Annotated in this window: 17 protein-coding genes; 10 read left to right on the forward strand and 7 right to left on the reverse strand. The window is 71.7% G+C overall.

Translation table 11 applies throughout. The features are described 5' to 3' along the window. Positions 1 to 24: 24 nt before the first annotated feature. A complete protein-coding gene (locus ACYVF7_RS05205) occupies positions 25 to 864 on the forward strand; it encodes an SDR family NAD(P)-dependent oxidoreductase (RefSeq protein WP_460335654.1) in 840 nt (279 codons plus the stop codon). A gap of 56 nt (positions 865 to 920) precedes the next feature. On the opposite strand, the gene ACYVF7_RS05210 is transcribed toward ACYVF7_RS05205, so the two are convergent. Beyond that, complete coding sequence (locus ACYVF7_RS05210; RefSeq protein WP_460335657.1) at positions 921 to 1,448, reverse strand: DinB family protein; 528 nt, start codon at positions 1,446 to 1,448, stop codon at positions 921 to 923. Between the two features lie 19 nt (positions 1,449 to 1,467). Then, positions 1,468 to 2,343 (reverse strand): HhH-GPD family protein, encoded by an 876-nt coding sequence (locus ACYVF7_RS05215; protein ID WP_460335660.1) that lies wholly within the window; start codon positions 2,341 to 2,343, stop codon positions 1,468 to 1,470. Positions 2,344 to 2,408: 65 nt separating this feature from the next. On the opposite strand from ACYVF7_RS05215, the gene ACYVF7_RS05220 reads away from it, so the two are divergent. After that, positions 2,409 to 3,068 carry a hypothetical protein gene (locus ACYVF7_RS05220; protein WP_460335662.1) on the forward strand — a complete coding sequence of 220 codons (660 nt, stop codon included), beginning with the start codon at positions 2,409 to 2,411 and terminating at the stop codon, positions 3,066 to 3,068. Positions 3,069 to 3,072: 4 nt separating this feature from the next. On the opposite strand, the gene ACYVF7_RS05225 is transcribed toward ACYVF7_RS05220, so the two are convergent. Then, a complete protein-coding gene (locus ACYVF7_RS05225; protein WP_460335665.1) occupies positions 3,073 to 3,636 on the reverse strand; it encodes a TetR/AcrR family transcriptional regulator in 564 nt (187 codons plus the stop codon). A 94-nt stretch (positions 3,637 to 3,730) separates the two neighbouring features. On the opposite strand from ACYVF7_RS05225, the gene ACYVF7_RS05230 reads away from it, so the two are divergent. After that, on the forward strand, positions 3,731 to 4,576 hold the full coding sequence (locus ACYVF7_RS05230) for an SDR family NAD(P)-dependent oxidoreductase (RefSeq protein ID WP_460335668.1): 846 nt from the start codon (positions 3,731 to 3,733) through the stop codon (positions 4,574 to 4,576). A gap of 3 nt (positions 4,577 to 4,579) precedes the next feature. Here the strand turns inward: ACYVF7_RS05230 and ACYVF7_RS05235 are convergent, their stop codons facing one another. Then, a complete protein-coding gene (locus ACYVF7_RS05235) occupies positions 4,580 to 5,722 on the reverse strand; it encodes a serine hydrolase domain-containing protein (protein ID WP_460335671.1) in 1,143 nt (380 codons plus the stop codon). A gap of 72 nt (positions 5,723 to 5,794) precedes the next feature. Between ACYVF7_RS05235 and ACYVF7_RS05240 the strand changes: the two genes are divergently transcribed. Further along, a complete protein-coding gene (locus ACYVF7_RS05240; protein ID WP_460335674.1) occupies positions 5,795 to 6,448 on the forward strand; it encodes a TetR/AcrR family transcriptional regulator in 654 nt (217 codons plus the stop codon). A gap of 30 nt (positions 6,449 to 6,478) precedes the next feature. On the opposite strand, the gene disA is transcribed toward ACYVF7_RS05240, so the two are convergent. Both disA and radA read right to left on the reverse strand, forming a co-directional pair. Then, complete coding sequence (gene disA, locus ACYVF7_RS05245; protein ID WP_460335677.1) at positions 6,479 to 7,558, reverse strand: DNA integrity scanning diadenylate cyclase DisA; 1,080 nt, start codon at positions 7,556 to 7,558, stop codon at positions 6,479 to 6,481. A gap of 93 nt (positions 7,559 to 7,651) precedes the next feature. Beyond that, a complete protein-coding gene (radA, locus tag ACYVF7_RS05250) occupies positions 7,652 to 9,052 on the reverse strand; it encodes a DNA repair protein RadA (RefSeq protein WP_460335680.1) in 1,401 nt (466 codons plus the stop codon). A gap of 148 nt (positions 9,053 to 9,200) precedes the next feature. Between radA and ACYVF7_RS05255 the strand changes: the two genes are divergently transcribed. After that, a complete protein-coding gene (locus tag ACYVF7_RS05255; RefSeq protein ID WP_460335683.1) occupies positions 9,201 to 10,049 on the forward strand; it encodes an SGNH/GDSL hydrolase family protein in 849 nt (282 codons plus the stop codon). 11 nt (positions 10,050 to 10,060) lie between these two features. On the opposite strand, the gene ACYVF7_RS05260 is transcribed toward ACYVF7_RS05255, so the two are convergent. Next, positions 10,061 to 10,648 carry a class I SAM-dependent methyltransferase gene (locus ACYVF7_RS05260; protein ID WP_460357796.1) on the reverse strand — a complete coding sequence of 196 codons (588 nt, stop codon included), beginning with the start codon at positions 10,646 to 10,648 and terminating at the stop codon, positions 10,061 to 10,063. A gap of 170 nt (positions 10,649 to 10,818) precedes the next feature. On the opposite strand from ACYVF7_RS05260, the gene ACYVF7_RS05265 reads away from it, so the two are divergent. The 5 genes from ACYVF7_RS05265 to ACYVF7_RS05285 all read left to right on the forward strand — a co-directional run bounded on the left by ACYVF7_RS05265 (position 10,819) and on the right by ACYVF7_RS05285 (position 14,813). After that, on the forward strand, positions 10,819 to 11,676 hold the full coding sequence (locus tag ACYVF7_RS05265) for a sugar phosphate isomerase/epimerase family protein (RefSeq protein ID WP_460335686.1): 858 nt from the start codon (positions 10,819 to 10,821) through the stop codon (positions 11,674 to 11,676). Between the two features lie 19 nt (positions 11,677 to 11,695). Continuing rightward, positions 11,696 to 12,280 carry a TetR/AcrR family transcriptional regulator gene (locus ACYVF7_RS05270; RefSeq protein ID WP_460335689.1) on the forward strand — a complete coding sequence of 195 codons (585 nt, stop codon included), beginning with the start codon at positions 11,696 to 11,698 and terminating at the stop codon, positions 12,278 to 12,280. Positions 12,281 to 12,337: 57 nt separating this feature from the next. After that, positions 12,338 to 13,060, forward strand: coding sequence for an ABC transporter ATP-binding protein (locus ACYVF7_RS05275; RefSeq protein ID WP_460335692.1), 723 nt, complete (start codon positions 12,338 to 12,340; stop codon positions 13,058 to 13,060). After that, positions 13,057 to 13,791 (forward strand): ABC transporter permease, encoded by a 735-nt coding sequence (locus ACYVF7_RS05280; RefSeq protein WP_460335695.1) that lies wholly within the window; start codon positions 13,057 to 13,059, stop codon positions 13,789 to 13,791. Before ACYVF7_RS05275 ends, ACYVF7_RS05280 begins: the two co-directional genes overlap by 4 nt. 95 nt (positions 13,792 to 13,886) lie before the next feature. Then, positions 13,887 to 14,813 (forward strand): proline dehydrogenase family protein, encoded by a 927-nt coding sequence (locus ACYVF7_RS05285; RefSeq protein WP_460335698.1) that lies wholly within the window; start codon positions 13,887 to 13,889, stop codon positions 14,811 to 14,813. Positions 14,814 to 14,839 lie beyond the last annotated feature (26 nt).

Genomic DNA, 14,839 nt, shown 5'->3' on the forward strand with positions numbered 1-14,839 from the left:
CAGGAACTCTGAGAGGAAGAAGAGATGACGGACATCGCCCTCGTCACGGGCGCCACCGCCGGCCTCGGCCGGGCGGTCGCCACGGCTCTCGCCGAGCGCGGGACGCACGTCCTCGTGCACGGCAGGGACGCCGAGCGCGCCGCCGCCGTCGTGGACCGGATCGAGAAGGCCGGCGGGACCGCGCAGGCCTACCTCGCCGATCTCTCCTCACTCGCCCAGGCCCGCGACCTGGCCGACCGGGTGAGCGCCGACCACGGCGCGCTGCGGCTGCTGGTCAACAACGCCGGTGTCGGAGCCGGGCGCCCGCCCTATCGCAGGCGGCGGCTGAGCGCGGACGGCCACGAGCTGCGCTTCGCCGTGAACTACCTGGCCCCGGTGCTGCTCGCCCGGCGGCTCGCACCGGCCCTCCGCGCGGGGGCGCCCACCCGGATCGTCAACGTCGGTTCCGTCGGGCAGGCCCCGATCGACTTCGCCGACCTCCGGATGGACGCCCACTACAGCGGCACCCAGGCGTACTTCCGCAGCAAGTTCGCGCTCGCCGCCTTCAGCTTCGACCTCGCGGACGAACTGGCCGACGACGGCGTCACCGTCAACTGCCTGCATCCGGCGTCGTTCATGAATACCCACATGGTCCGGGAGGCGATGGTCCCGCCCATGTCGACCGTCGGCACGGGCGTGAAGGCCGTGATGAACCTGGCGGTCGGCTCGGCCGGCGGGGTCACGGGCCGCTACTTCGACGGCACCGGCGAGGCCAGGGCGCACGAGGGGACGTACGACCCGGCGGTCCGCTCCCGGTTGCGTACGGTCACCGCCGAGCTGCTGGCGCCCTTCCTGGCGGACGACGGCCGGGCCGCCGCCGGGTAGCCGCGCCCAGGGCGACCGCCTCGGCGCCGGGAGGCCCGGACGAGGACACCGTCCGATCAGTGGCCGGTGGCGCCGTCGATGCGCTCGCGGAGCAGGTCGGCGTGGCCGTTGTGGCGGGCGTACTCCTGGATCATGACCGAGTAGACCCACCGGAGGCTCATCTCAACCTCGCGGCGCGGATCGAGGAACCTCTCGTCGAGGGAGTGCCCCGACATGACCCGGCGGACGAGCTCGATCTCGCACAGGTACGTGGCGAAGTCCGCCTCCGCGTCGGCGGTCTCGACGTCGAACTCCGCGTTCAGGTCGTCGTCGGTGACGTACAGGAAGCCGGGCCGCTCCCCGGCGAACCGGTACCGGAACCAGTCGCGCTCCACCTCGGCCATGTGGCGGACGAGGCCGAGCAGCGACAGGTTCGACGGCTCGACGCAGCGCCGCCTGAGCTGCTCGGCGGTCAGCCCGGCGCACTTCCCCAGCAGCGTCCGCCGGTGGTGGTCGAGCCAGGCCTCGGCGCTCGTGCGCTCATCGCCGGTCAACGCCTCGTAGGGAACGGGATCGCGGTCGATCTCCGGTGCGGTCCAGGTCATGTCTCACCAGCTCCACGGGTCAGCGGGGAAGGGCGAAGCGGCCGTCGTCGAGGGGGTCGATCAGGCCGTCCTCGATGAGCGACGAGAGGGCGCGCTCACGCTGCCGTACGTCGTCCCAGGCGTCGTCGAGCGCGGCACGCTCCACCGGGCCGCTGGCGTGCCGGAGAACGGCGAGGAGACGGCCTCGGCACTGACGGTCCGTCCCGGCGTACGTCTGGCCCTTGCGCGCCGGGCCGTCGTACGCGGGCTTGCCGGCCAGCCGCCAGGCGCAGGAGGCGATGACCGGGCAGTCGGCGCAGCGCGGAGTCCGGGCGGTGCACACGAGCGCCCCCAGCTCCATCACGGCCACGCCCCAGGTCGCGGCCGTCTCGGCATCCTCGGGCAGCAGCGACTCGGCGAGGCTCACCTCGGCGGCGGTCTGTGTCTTCGGCGGGTACTCCACGCCGGTGATCACCCGGGCCAGCACCCGGCGCACGTTGGTGTCCAGGACGGCGTGCCGCTGCCGGTACGCGAAGCTCGCCACCGCCGCGGCGGTGTACGCGCCGACGCCGGGCAGCGCGCGCAGGTCGTCATGCGCTGACGGCACCTGCCCGTCGTGGCGTTCGACGATCGCGCGGGCGCTCGCGTGGAGGTTCAGCGCGCGCCGGGGGTAGCCGAGCCGTCCCCAGGCGCGCACGGCCTCGCCGGGCGGCTCGGCGGCCAGCGCGGCGGGCGTCGGCCACCGGGTCAGCCACGCCTCGTACGCGGGCAGCACCCGTGACACCGGGGTCTGCTGCAGCATGATCTCGCTGACCAGGACCGCCCACGGGGAGGCGTCCGGGCGACGCCAGGGCAGGTCCCGGGCGTGCTCGGCATACCAGCTGAGAATGGGTTCGGCGTAGGTAGGTCGGTGCATGGTGATTCGATCCTGACACGGCGGGTCGCGGTACCGTGCATTGATCGAAAAAGGATACTGAGCGTATGGACTCCGACACGCAACGGGACCAGGGGGAGGCGGACGCCTACTGGCGCCGCCGGGTCTACGTTCTGGCCGGGGGGATCACCGCCATCGGTCTGATGGCGTGGGCCTGCTCGGGTCCCGACCCCAAGAAGCCGACGTCGCAGGCGCGCAACGCCGCGGCCACGATGAGCCCGCTGCCGGCCGCCGTGACTCCGGCGACGACCTCGACGACCTCGGCGTCTCCGGCGGCGACCGTCACGGTCACGGTCACGCCCACGGCCGCGATCGCAGGGAAACCGCGCAGCGGGGATCGCTGTGCCGACGCGGACGTGGTCGTCGCGCTCACGCCGACCAAGGACGTCTACAAGAGCGGAGAGCACCCGCACTTCCGGCTCAGCGTGGTGAACACCGGGCGCCGGGCCTGCACGTTCGACGTCGGACCGAAGGCACTCCGGCTCCGGATCACCTCGGGCGCGGACCCGGTCTGGTCGTCCGACCGGTGCGCGGAGGGCCCGGCGTCCGACATCCGGCTCCTCCGGCGCGGCGTCCCGTACATCACGGACGTCGACTGGAACCGTACGCGCTGCGGCGGCGACTCCCGCGCGCTGCCGGGGACGTACGTCGTCACGGCCAAGGGCCGGGGGATCCGCACGGACGGCCAGGTCTTCCGCCTCCGCTGAGAGCTCAGGGTGCGAGGGCGGTGACCATGCGGGCGACGAGCGCGCGCGTCTCCTCGAAGGTCGCCTCGCTCAGGGCCGGGGAGCCGATGAGCGAGCGCATCACGCCGAGACCGAGCAGCAGCGCGCCCACGAGTTCGGCGCGCAGGCCGGCGTCCAGGCCGCCCATCCGTTCCGCGAAGTCCTGGAGATAGTCCGCGCAGATCCGCTCGCGCAGCTGGTCGCGGATGGCCGTGCGGCCGGAGGAGCGCAGCATCACCAGCAGCGGGTGCTCACCGTCGAACTGCTCCCAGTCGGCGAAGACGACGTCGTGGAGCAGGGCATCGGTGATCTGCGCGAGCGGACGGTCGCCGTCGCCAAGGCCGGCCGGGACCTCGACGTTCACCGCCTCGCCGTAGAGCCGGTCCTTGGAACCGAAGTAGCGGAAGACCAGCGCCGGGTCCACGCCGACGTCACTCGCGATGTCGCGTACGCCCGTGCCGTCGTAGCCGTGCTGGGCGAAGCGCAGGCGGGCGGCTTCGAGCAGCGCCGCGCGGGTGGCCGCCTTGTCGCGGCGCTTGGGCTGGGTCATGAAGTCAGCATAAGTCATCAGTCGTTGACTTGATGTCGAGCCTCGCCTAGCATCCGTTGTCATCAATCGATGACTTATGGCGGAAGGGCGAGGCATGCGCACATACGTGATCACCGGCGGTACGGACGGGATGGGCCGGGGGCTGGGGCTGCACTTCCTCCGGCGCGGAGACCGGGTGATCGCGGTGGCGAGCGGGGAGACCAAGGGCCGGGCCTTCCTCGCCGAGGCGGACCGGCTCGGCGCCGCGGACCGGGCCGTCTACGTACGGGCGGACCTCAGCACCGTGGCGGGCATGCGCAAGGTCGTTGACGAGGTGGCGGGAGTCGCCGACGCGGTGGACGGGCTGGTCTTCGGGGCGCAGCGGTTCCGCCCCGAACGCGAGGAGACCGAGGACGGGCTCGAGTTCACCTTCGCGCTCGCCTACCTGAGCCGCTTCGCGATCGGCCACGGCCTGCTGGGGCACCTCGAACGCGCCGAGGCGGGCGTCATCATGAACATCGCCGGGCCCGGCGGAATACCAGGCAAGATCAACTGGGACGACCTTCAGTTTCGCGAAGGGTACAAGGGGATGCGGGCGGCGATGCAGGCCTCCCGCTGCAACGATCTGCTCGGAGCCGGCTTCGCCGCCCGGTATCCGGACGCCCGGACCCGCTATGTCCTCTACAACCCCGGCTTCGTGGCCACCGCCATGGCCGACCCGCTGCCGCAGCCCCAGCGGGCCGTCACCAAGACGCTCGCCCGGTTCTTCGCGACGCCGGTCGCCAAGGCGATCGTGCCGATCGCCGGACTGCTCGACGATCCGCCCGCGGACGCCGTCACGGCGTTCAAGCGCGGCCGGCCGCTCCCGCTCACCGGGACGGACTTCGACCCTGCCGCCGCCGACCGGCTCCACCAGGTGACGACGGACCTGCTGGCCCGGGTGGCCGCACCCCGCGGGTGACGGTCATCGGGTTTCCGGCGGGGTGTCGCCGTACATCGCCGCCCGGTAGAGGGCCGCGAGCGCGTCGTCGATGGGATGAGGCTGCGGCCTGCCCGAGGTGTCGAGCCTGTTCCACCTCTGCAGGTTCACCGCGATGGACATCTGCCGCCTGCCGTCGGCGCGGGTCATGGTCAGCGCTCCGGCACCCCAGACCGTGCCGCCATGGCCCCAGAAGGTGCCCTGACCGGGAGCCGCCATCGGGTACAGGCCGAGGCCGTAGTCGATCGTCTTGCCCTCTTGGGAGATGACCGGGACGGTGCGTTGCATCTGCGCCAGCGACGATCGGCTGACGATCTGCCCGGCGAGCAGCATGCCGAAGAAGCGGTTGAGGTCCGCGACGGTCGAGATGAGCGAGGCCGCCGGCCCCACGAATGACATGTCGTAGACGCTGTAGTCGCGCGGCGGGTCGATCATGCCGAGCCACGCCTCGTACATCCGCGAGTGCGGCCCGTTGACGTACGGTTCGGCGGGGAGTTCGGTGTCCCGGAGCCCGGCAAGCTCGATGACGTTCTGGGTGATGCACTTGTCGGCCGTGGTGCCGGTCACCTGTTCCAGGAGTTCGCCGAGGAGCAGGTAGTTGGTGTTGGAGTACACCCCCGGAGTGCCGCCCGGGGTGCCGACGGCGGGTGCGGCGACCCCCATCTCGATCAGTTCGGTGGGGTGGAACTGCGTGAGCCGGTTGTCGTCCAGGCTCTGGGGCCTGGTGTCCGCGACGACGGGGAACGCCTTGAGCGAGGGGTAGGCGTACGGCAGGTACTCGGCGAGTCCGCTGGTGTGGTTGATCAGCATTCGGACCGTGATCGCGTCTCCGCGCTCTCCGGGAACCAGCTTCGGCAGGTAGCGGCCGATCGGCGTGTCGAGACCGATCTGGCCGCCGTCGACCTGCTGCAGCACCGCGGCGGCGGTGAAGGTCTTGGTGATGCTGCCGACGCGGTGCCGCATGTCGGCGGTGACGGGACGCCCGGTGGCGACATCGGCGACCCCGGCGGCGCCGCGCCAGACCTGGTCGCCGTCGCGCACCTCGGCGAACAGGCCCGGCATCCCGGCACGGTGGACATTCTCGATGGCGGCGTTCAGCTCTGCGGGATCCAGTGGGTTCTGCGACATGTCCCTAGTATGCACGCACCGCGTGCAACGGCAAGTGCATTGGCTAGGCTGAGTCCGGACGAGAGGAGCGAGATGGCAGGTCGAAGGCGTTGGTCGACCGAGGAGATCCTGGACACGGCGGAGGAGCTGCTGCGCACGAGCGACGCCGAGTCGTTCAGCGTGCGCAAGCTCGCCGCAGTGCTCGGGACCGATTCCTCCAGCCTCTACCGGCACTTCCGCAACAAGACCGAGCTCCTGCGCGCGGTCGCCGACCGGATCCTCATGGCCGCCATGGACGGTTACCGCCCCGAAGGCGACTGGAAACACCGCATCACCGCCGTGGCCCTGCGCGTGAGGGAGGCCTTCGGCCGGCAACCCCAGCTCGCCGCGATCTGGGGACGCTACGCGTCAAGCGGCACGGGTTCCCGGCTGGTCATGGAGGAGGTGCTGCAGGCCCTGCGAGCGTCGGGCCTGCCCGACGAGGAGATCCCGGCGCGCTACCACCGGCTCGTGATCCTCATCGCCGCGTTGATCGCCTCCGAGGCCGGGGTCAGCACCCTCACCCCCGAAGAGTACGAACAGGGCATGGAGCTGTTCCGCGTCGCCGTACTGGGCGCCGACCCCGAACGCTTCCCCGCCCTGGCCCACTTCGCCCGCGAGGTCCGCCCTCTCGGGGCGGACCGCCGCGTCGCGTTCGAAGAGATCCTCGCCACCCAGCTGACCCAGATCAAGGCCGGCATCCCCTGACGCGTCCCCTTCGGGAGAAAAGGCGCAGGCTCAGACGTAGCGCTCGAGGATCGAGGACTCGGCCAGGCGGGACAGGCCCTCGCGGACGCTGCGGGCCCGGGACTCGCCGACGCCGCCGACCGACTGCAGGTCGTCGATGCTGGCGGCGAGGAGCTTCTGCAGGCCGCCGAAGTGCTCGACGAGGCGCTCGACCAGCAGGCTCGGCAGGCGGGGGACCTTGGCGAGCAGGCGGTAGCCCTTGGGGCTGACCGGCGTGTCGAGCGGGTCGTTGCCGCCGAAGTCGAGGACCTCGGCCACGGTGGCCAGGTCGAGGAGCTCGTTGGCCGAGAGCTGGTTGAGCGCGTCGAGGACCTCCGCGACCGAACGGGCGTGGTCCTCCGGCTGATAGTCGCGGACGATCAGCTCCCGGTCGACGTCGACGCCGGAGACCAGCTCGTCGAGCTGGAGGGACAGCAGCCGCCCGTCGGTGCCGAGCTCGACGACGTAGCCGTTGATCTCGTCGGCGATGCGGCGGACCATCTCCAGGCGCTGCACGACCGCGCTGACGTCGCGGGCGGTGACGAGGTCCTCGATCTCGAGCGCCGACAGCGTGCCCGACACCTCGTCGAGCCGGAGCTTGTAGCGCTCCAGCGTGGCGAGGGCCTGGTTGGCGCGGGACAGGATCGCGGCGGAGTCCTCCAGGACGTAACGCTGGCCGTCGAGGTAGAGCGCGATGATCCGCATCGACTGGCTGACCGACAGCACCGCGTAACCCGTCTGGCGGGCGACCCGCTCGGCGGTGCGGTGCCGGGTGCCGGACTCCTCGGTCGGGATCGTCGGATCCGGCATGAGGTGCACGCCGGCGCGCACGATGCGGGTGCAGTTGGCGTCGATGACGATGGCGCCGTCCATCTTGGCGAGCTCGCGCAGCCGGGTGGAGGAGAACTCCACGTCGAGCTCGAACCCGCCCGTGCACAGCCCGGCGACGACGCGGTCGTACCCCATCACGATGAGCGCGCCGGTGTGGCCGCGAAGAATGCGTTCCAGCCCGTCACGGAGCTGCGTCCCAGGAGCGATGCCGGCAAGGGTTGCGCGGCGTCGCTCGTCTTTGCCCTTGTCTTGTGCTGGCACGTGACCCCCGGAGGTCGCTGGACGGCGGTCAGTTTATCGGTGAACGCGGAAGGCCGACCCCGCTCCCCTCGCTCGATCGTGGCGCGCCCGGCCTCAGGCGTCCGCGTTCGCGACGGCGAACGCGATGCCGAGCGCCGTCCACACGTCATCCACTTCTGCCACTTGCATACCCTCATCCGTCACGATCGTGCCACTGGTGCGGCCCTTCGTGGGATCGAGCGACCCGCCCGGGACGATGGCGCGCCGGTAGCCGAGCCGGGCCGCCTCGGACAGCCGCCGCTTGGCCGCCTGTACGCCGCGGACCTCGCCGGCCAGCCCGACCTCGCCGAAGGCGACCAGGTCGGAGGGGAGCGTCGCGTCGTTGGCCGCCCCGGTGACGGCGAGCGCCACGGCCAGGTCGACGGACGGCTCGCTGAGCCGCACACCGCCCACCGTCGCGGCGTACACGTCGCGATCGTGCAGCTTGACGCGGCACCGGCGCTGCAGCACGGCGAGCATCATCGCGACCCGGGCGGAGTCGAGCCCGGAGGTCATGCGCCGGGGGTTGGCGAGCGGCGACGGGGCGACCAGCGACTGCACCTCCGCCACCAGCGGCCGCCGGCCCTCCAGCGTGACGGTCACGCAGGTGCCCGGGGCGGGCTTCTCCTGGCGGGTCAGGAACAGGCCGCTGGGGTCGGCGAGCCCGATGATCCCCATCTCCGACAGGTCGAAGCAGCCCAGCTCGTCGGTCGGTCCGTAGCGGTTCTTCACCGCGCGGATCATGCGCAGCCGGCTGTGCCGGTCGCCTTCGAAGTAGAGCACGACGTCGACGAGGTGCTCCAGGACGCGGGGGCCGGCGATCGAGCCGTCCTTGGTCACGTGGCCCACGAGGACCGTGGTGATGCCGCGCTCCTTGGAGACCCGGATCAGGTTGGCGGCCACCTCACGGACCTGGCTGACGCCGCCGGCGGCGCCGTCGACCTCCGCCGAGCCGATCGTCTGGATCGAGTCCACGACCACCAGCTCGGGCTGCACCGAGTCGATCTGCCCGAGGACGGCGGCTAGGTCGGTCTCGGCGGCGAGGTAGAGGCGGTCGGCGATCGAACCGATCCGGTCGGCCCGCAGCCGGACCTGCTCGGCCGACTCCTCGCCCGTGACGTACAGCGCGGTGCCGCGGCCGGCGTGCAGGGCCGCGACCTCCAGCAGCAGGGTGGACTTGCCGATGCCGGGCTCGCCGGCCAGCAGCAGCACCGCGCCCGGAACCAGGCCGCCGCCGAGCACGCGGTCCAGCTCGTCCAGCCCGGTGGCGGCGGTCTGCGCGGCCTGCACGTCGACCTCGCCGATCGGCCGGGCCGGCGCGGTCACCGGACCGGGCGTCACGACCCGTGCGGGCTTGGCCGCGCCCGCCACGTCGACCGTGCCCCACGCCTGGCACTCCCCGCAGCGCCCGACCCACTTGGACGTCTGCCAGCCGCACTCGGCGCAGCGGTACGCCTGCTTCACGCTCTTCGCCATGCCGCGACTGTACGGCCCGCCGACGACAAATGAGAGTGACCTTGATGACCGAGGGTGACATAGTAATCACCGGCCGACTCCGGACAGGGAGGTTGACGGATCCTGTCCATCGGGCCTTACTGGCGGCCAGAGGGCAGGGGAGGGTGCGATGCGCAGGTGGATGGCGCTCGTGGCGATGGTTCCGGCGCTCGTCATGGGCGGCCCGGCGCGGGCGGCCACCGGCCGTTATGTCGCGCTCGGCGACTCCTTCACCGCGGGGCCCCTCATCCCGCACCGGCACGGCACGCCGATCGCCTGCCTGCGCTCCGACCACAACTACCCGTCCCTGGTGGCGCGGCTGCTCGAGCCGGTCGCGTTCACCGACGTGAGCTGCAGCGCCGCCACGACCGAGGACATGACCCGGCCCCAGCCCGTCCTGTTCGGGCACAACATCCCCCAGCTCGACGCGGTGACCCGGGACACCACGCTGGTGACGATCGGCATCGGCGGCAACGACATCGGCTACAGCCGCATCGTCCTCGCCTGCGCGACGCTCAGCCTCACCGCGCCCCACGGCATGCCCTGCACGCGGTACTACGGCGCCACCCTCGACGAGCGGATCGCCGCCACCGCGCCGAAGATCGCGGCGCTCCTGCAGGCCGTGCACGCCCGCGCGCCACGCGCCCGCGTCCTGCTCGTCGGCTATCCCCGCATGCTGCCCGCCCGTAAGGGCTGCTGGCCGAACGTGCCCACGGCCGACGGCGACGTCCCGTTCCTCGACGCGTTCGAGCGGCACCTCAACACCATGCTCGCCGAGCAGGCCCGGCTCGGCGGCGCGGGCTTCGTCGACGCCTACACCAGCGACCGGCGGCACGACATGTGCGCCGCCGACCGGTGGGTCGAGGGCGTCTTCGTCACCAACCCGGCCGCTCCCGTCCACCCGAACGCCAAGGGCATGCAGGCCGTCGCCGACCGGGTCATCGCCGTGCTGGGCGCGTCCCGCGTAGCCGCCGACTGAGCGGGTAGTTGTCAGAAGTGCCGCCACCACAGGTTGACGGCATAGTCGACCTCACTGCCCTCGACCTCGCCGAGGAACTCCTCGGCGAGCTCGGCCGGAAACTCGATCTTGAGTACGGCCTCGAGGTCCGCGCGGTCGTCGAAGCGCCAGCGAATGTCCAGCGGCGTACGGGAGAACCCATGCCGAGACCAGAACCGCTCGACCGTGTCCGGGTCGTAGGACGGCAGCCAGCGCCGGAACCACGTCCCGAAGGTCGACCGCGTGGCGTCGTTGTCGATGATGAACGCCGCGCCGCCGCGCCGGACGACCCGGCCGAGCTCCGCCAGTCCCGGTTCGCAGCCCGGCCCGAAGAAGTACGCCCAGCGGGCGTGGACCACGTCCACCGACTTGTCGGGAACGGGCAGCGCCTGGGCCGCGCCGACGCGCACGGCGACGTTGGCGACCTCGGCCACCCGGCGGCGGGCCACACCGGCCAGGCCCGCATGCGGTTCGACGCCCACGACCTTGGCGGCGGTCCGCGCGAACGCGGGCAGATGGAAGCCGGTGCCGCAGCCCACGTCGAGCACGACCGCGCCGTCCCAGGGCCGGATCTCCCGCATGGCCCGCTCGATCCGGGCGTCCGGGTCGGCCGCGCGGTTCTCGAGTTCGTAGACCTGCGGACTGTTCCAGATGTTGGGGCTCGCTATGGCTCCGGCGGCGATCACGCCTCCACGGTAGACGCCGGGACGGCGGGCCGGACCAGGCGATGGAACGCATAGGCTTGCCGATTGTGGAAGAAGTCCTCCAGGTCCCCGACGCGCCCATTGTGCTGTCCTCGGCGTCGGTCTACCCGGAGAAGACGCCGGCCGCGTTCGACCTCGCCGCGCGCCTCGGGTACGACGGCATCGAAATCATGGTCACCGCCGATCCGGCGAGCCAGGACATCGACGTGCTGCGCAGACTCTCCGACTATCACCAGATCCCCATCACGTCGATCCACGCCCCCTGCCTTCTGCTGACCCAGCGCGTCTGGGGCCGTGAGCCCTGGGGCAAGCTGGTGCGCTCCAAGGACGCCGCCGAGAAGCTCGGCGCCAAGGTCGTCGTGGTCCATCCCCCGTTCCGCTGGCAGCGGGAGTACGCCCGCGAGTTCGAAGAGGGGCTCGCTCGCATGCAGGAGGAGACGGACGTCGTCTTCGCGGTGGAGAACATGTTCCCCGTACGCGCGCGGACGGCCGAGGTCGGGATGTACTCCCCGCACTGGAACCCCGTCGACCTGCCGTATCCCAATGTCACGGTCGACCTCTCACACGCCGCCGTGTCCGGCTCGGACCCCATCGAGATGGCGGACGCCCTCGGCGACCGGCTCGCGCACATCCACCTCGCGGACGGCATCGGCATCGTCAACCGCGACGAGCACCTGGTCCCCGGCCGGGGCAACCAGCCGTGCGCCGAGATGCTGGAGCGCCTGGCCGCCCAGCGCTACGCCGGCCAGGTCGTCGTCGAGATCAACACACGCCGCGCCGTCGACCGCGACCAGCGCGCCGACGACCTCGCCGAGTCACTGGCGTTCGCCCGTCTCCACCTGGCCGCGGCCGCCCACGTCGGCTCCTGGCAGGTGAACTCCGAGGGCGAGGTCTCCCCGTCATGACCCCGTCCGGGCCCCGCGGATGACGGCGCCGACGCGTCGCCCGGGGCGCCGGCCGGGTCCCACCTCGTCGCGTGAGGACATCCTGGCGGCCGCGCGGGTGCTGTTCGGTGAGCGCGGCTACGACAAGGCCTCCATCCGGGCGATCGCCCGCGAGGCCGGCGTGGATCCGGCGCTGGTCCACCACTTCTTCGGCGCCAAGGAGCAGCTCTTCGCGGCCGCGATGCGGTTCCCGGTCGAGCCGGGCATGTTCCTCGGACACGTGCTGGCGGGCCCGCGTTCCGAGCTCGGTGAGCGGCTGGCCCGGACGTTCCTGGGGCTCTGGTCGGATCCGGGGCTCAGGCCGCAGTTCATCGGGATCCTGCGGTCGGCGGCCACCAACGAGCAGGGGGCCGCGCTGCTGCGGGAGTTCGTCACCGGCACGCTCTTGGTCCGGGTCGCCGATGCCCTGGAGACGCCCAGGCTGAACATCACCGCCGCCGCGGCCCAGATGGTCGGCATCGTGATGCTGAAGTACGTCCTGGAGATCGAGCCGCTGGCGTCCGCGACCGAGGACGACCTGGTGGCGTTGCTCGCGCCGACCCTGCAGCGCTACCTCGCCGACTGAGCAGTCCCATCCATCCGGAACCTTGACGGCGCCAAGCCGCGCGCCTAAATTCAACACATGATGAATTCTGCCGTCGAGGTCCGGGACCTCCGTGTCGCCCGAGGCGGGCGGACGGTCCTGCACGACCTGACCTTCGCGGTGCCGCGCGGCTCCGTCGTCGGGCTGCTCGGGCCGAGCGGCTGCGGCAAGACCACGCTCATGCGCGCCGTCGTCGGCGTGCAGGTCGTCCAGAGCGGCACCGTTACCGTCCTCGGCCACCCGGCCGGCCACCGCGAGCTGCGCCGCCGCGTCGGATACGCCACCCAGAACCCGGCCGTCTACGCCGACCTGACCGTCCGGGAGAACCTCCGGTACTTCGCCGCCGTGCTCGGCGCCGGCCGGGGCGACGTCGACCGGGTCGTCGAGGAGGTCGGCCTGGGCGGCGCCCGCGACCAGGTCGCCGCGAGCCTGTCCGGCGGGCAGCTGCACCGCGCGAGCCTCGCCGTCGCGCTCCTGGGCCGGCCGGAGCTGCTGGTCTTCGACGAGCCCACCGTCGGGCTGGACCCGGTGCTGCGCGGCGAGCTGTGGGAGCTGTTCCACGAGCTGGCCGGCCGGGGCGCGACGCTGCTCGTCTCCAGCCACGTCATGGACGAGGCCGCCCGGTGCGAGCGGCTGATCCTCATGCGCGAGGGGCGGATCCTCGCCGACGACACCCCCGACGCCCTGCGCGAGCGCACCGGCGCCGACGACCTCGAACAGGCGTTCCTCAAGATCATCGAACGGGAGAAGGTGGCGTCGTGAACCCGGCCATCACGCTCGCGACGGCGCGGCGCCTCCTGAGCCAGCTCCGCCACGACCATCGCACGCTCGGCCTGATCGTCGGCCTGCCGACGCTGCTGATGATTCTGCTGCGCTACGTCCTCGACCGGCCGGAGGCGTTCGACCGGTTCGGGCCGATGCTCCTGGCCGTCTTCCCCTTCACCGTGATGTTCATCGTGACGAGCATCGCCACCCTGCGGGAGCGGACCGGCGGCACGCTGGAGCGGTTGATGACGACGCCGCTCGGCCGGCTCGACCTGCTCCTCGGGTACGCGATCGCCTTCGGCCTCACCGCCCTCGTCCAGGTCGGGGTCGTCTCCACGGTCGCGCTCACCTGGCTCGGCCTCGATCTGCGCGGCTCGGTGTGGACGTTGCTCGCGCTGACCCTGCTCGCCGCGCTGCTCGGCGTGGCGCTCGGGCTGTTGGCCAGCGCGTTCGCGCGCACGGAGTTCCAGGCGGTGCAGTTCATGCCGGCCTTCGTGCTCCCGCAACTCCTGCTGGCCGGGCTGTTCGTGCCCCGCGAGGAGATGGCCACGGCACTGCGCTGGGCGGCCGACGTGATGCCGCTGGCCTACCTCGTCGAGGCGATGCGGGAGCTGACCGGCCACACGGGGCTCACCGGGACGCTCGTCCGCGACATGACGGTCATCGCCGGCTGCACCATCCTCGCCCTGCTGCTGGGTGCGGCCACCCTCCCTCGCCGCACCCCCTGATCCGCGCCGCCGGTGCCCCCATGATCCCGGTGACCGCGCTGACATAGCCTGATGGGCGATCGGGACAGTGTGGTCCCTTGGGTGAAGGGGGAAGCTTGCTCCGTCAGGCTCTCTTGGCCGCCTCACGCAGCGGCGGCGTACGCCGGATCGTCGAGACCGCGCCGTACACCAGAAGCGTCGTCCGCAGGTTCGTCGCGGGGGAGACCGCGGCCGACGCCCTCGCCATCACCGACGGGCTCATCTCCGACGGGCTGATGGTCACCATCGATCATCTCGGCGAGGACACCGTCGAGGCCGTCCAGGCCAAGACGATCACCGCCGACTACGAACGACTCCTCGCGCGGATCGCCGAGTCCGGGTACGGCTCCCGCGCGGAGGTGTCGGTCAAGCTCACCGCGCTCGGACAGCTGCTCCAGGACGGTGAGCGGACGGCCCTGGAGAACGCCCGGCGCATCTGCTCGGCCGCCCGGAACGCCCGTACGACTGTGACCCTCGACATGGAGGAGCACACCACGGTCGACTCCACCCTGCGCATCCTGACGGAGCTGCGCCAGGACTTCCCCGACACCGGGGCGGTCATCCAGGCGTACCTCCGCCGCGCCGAGGAGTACTGCGCCGACCTCGCGTATGAGGGATCGCGGGTCCGGCTGTGCAAGGGCGCCTACAACGCGCCCGACTCGGCGGCGTTCACCGGCAAGGACGCCGTCGACAAGTCCTACGTCCGGTGCATGCGGGTCCTGATGGCCGGCCGCGGGTACCCGATGATGGCCACACACGACCCACGGCTCATCGAGATCGCCGGGGCCCTCGCGGTGCTCAATGACCGCACGCACGACAGCTTCGAATACCAGATGCTGTACGGCATCCGCCCGAACGAGCAGCGCCGGCTGACCGAACTCGGCGGGCAGGTGCGGGTCTACATCCCGTACGGCGCGGAGTGGTACGGCTACCTTATGCGGCGGCTGGCGGAGCGGCCCGCCAACGTCGGCTTCTTCCTGCGGTCGCTCGCCTCGAAGTCCTGACGGACGCGAGAGGCGGACCGGCCCCG

The sequence above is a fragment of the Actinoallomurus acanthiterrae genome (assembly GCF_054775715.1).

Excerpts from the sequence above, each read along its gene's own strand:
- ACYVF7_RS05205 (WP_460335654.1), top strand. The coding sequence starts at position 25 with ATGACGGACATCGCCCTCGTCACGGGCGCCACCGCCGGCCTCGGCCGG.
- ACYVF7_RS05210 (WP_460335657.1), bottom strand. The coding sequence starts at position 1,448 with ATGACCTGGACCGCACCGGAGATCGACCGCGATCCCGTTCCCTACGAG.
- ACYVF7_RS05215 (WP_460335660.1), bottom strand. The coding sequence starts at position 2,343 with ATGCACCGACCTACCTACGCCGAACCCATTCTCAGCTGGTATGCCGAG.
- ACYVF7_RS05220 (WP_460335662.1), top strand. The coding sequence starts at position 2,409 with ATGGACTCCGACACGCAACGGGACCAGGGGGAGGCGGACGCCTACTGG.
- ACYVF7_RS05225 (WP_460335665.1), bottom strand. The coding sequence starts at position 3,636 with ATGACCCAGCCCAAGCGCCGCGACAAGGCGGCCACCCGCGCGGCGCTG.
- ACYVF7_RS05230 (WP_460335668.1), top strand. The coding sequence starts at position 3,731 with ATGCGCACATACGTGATCACCGGCGGTACGGACGGGATGGGCCGGGGG.
- ACYVF7_RS05235 (WP_460335671.1), bottom strand. The coding sequence starts at position 5,722 with ATGTCGCAGAACCCACTGGATCCCGCAGAGCTGAACGCCGCCATCGAG.
- ACYVF7_RS05240 (WP_460335674.1), top strand. The coding sequence starts at position 5,795 with ATGGCAGGTCGAAGGCGTTGGTCGACCGAGGAGATCCTGGACACGGCG.
- radA (WP_460335680.1), bottom strand. The coding sequence starts at position 9,052 with ATGGCGAAGAGCGTGAAGCAGGCGTACCGCTGCGCCGAGTGCGGCTGG.
- ACYVF7_RS05255 (WP_460335683.1), top strand. The coding sequence starts at position 9,201 with ATGCGCAGGTGGATGGCGCTCGTGGCGATGGTTCCGGCGCTCGTCATG.
- ACYVF7_RS05260 (WP_460357796.1), bottom strand. The coding sequence starts at position 10,648 with ATGCGGGAGATCCGGCCCTGGGACGGCGCGGTCGTGCTCGACGTGGGC.
- ACYVF7_RS05270 (WP_460335689.1), top strand. The coding sequence starts at position 11,696 with ATGACGGCGCCGACGCGTCGCCCGGGGCGCCGGCCGGGTCCCACCTCG.
- ACYVF7_RS05275 (WP_460335692.1), top strand. The coding sequence starts at position 12,338 with ATGATGAATTCTGCCGTCGAGGTCCGGGACCTCCGTGTCGCCCGAGGC.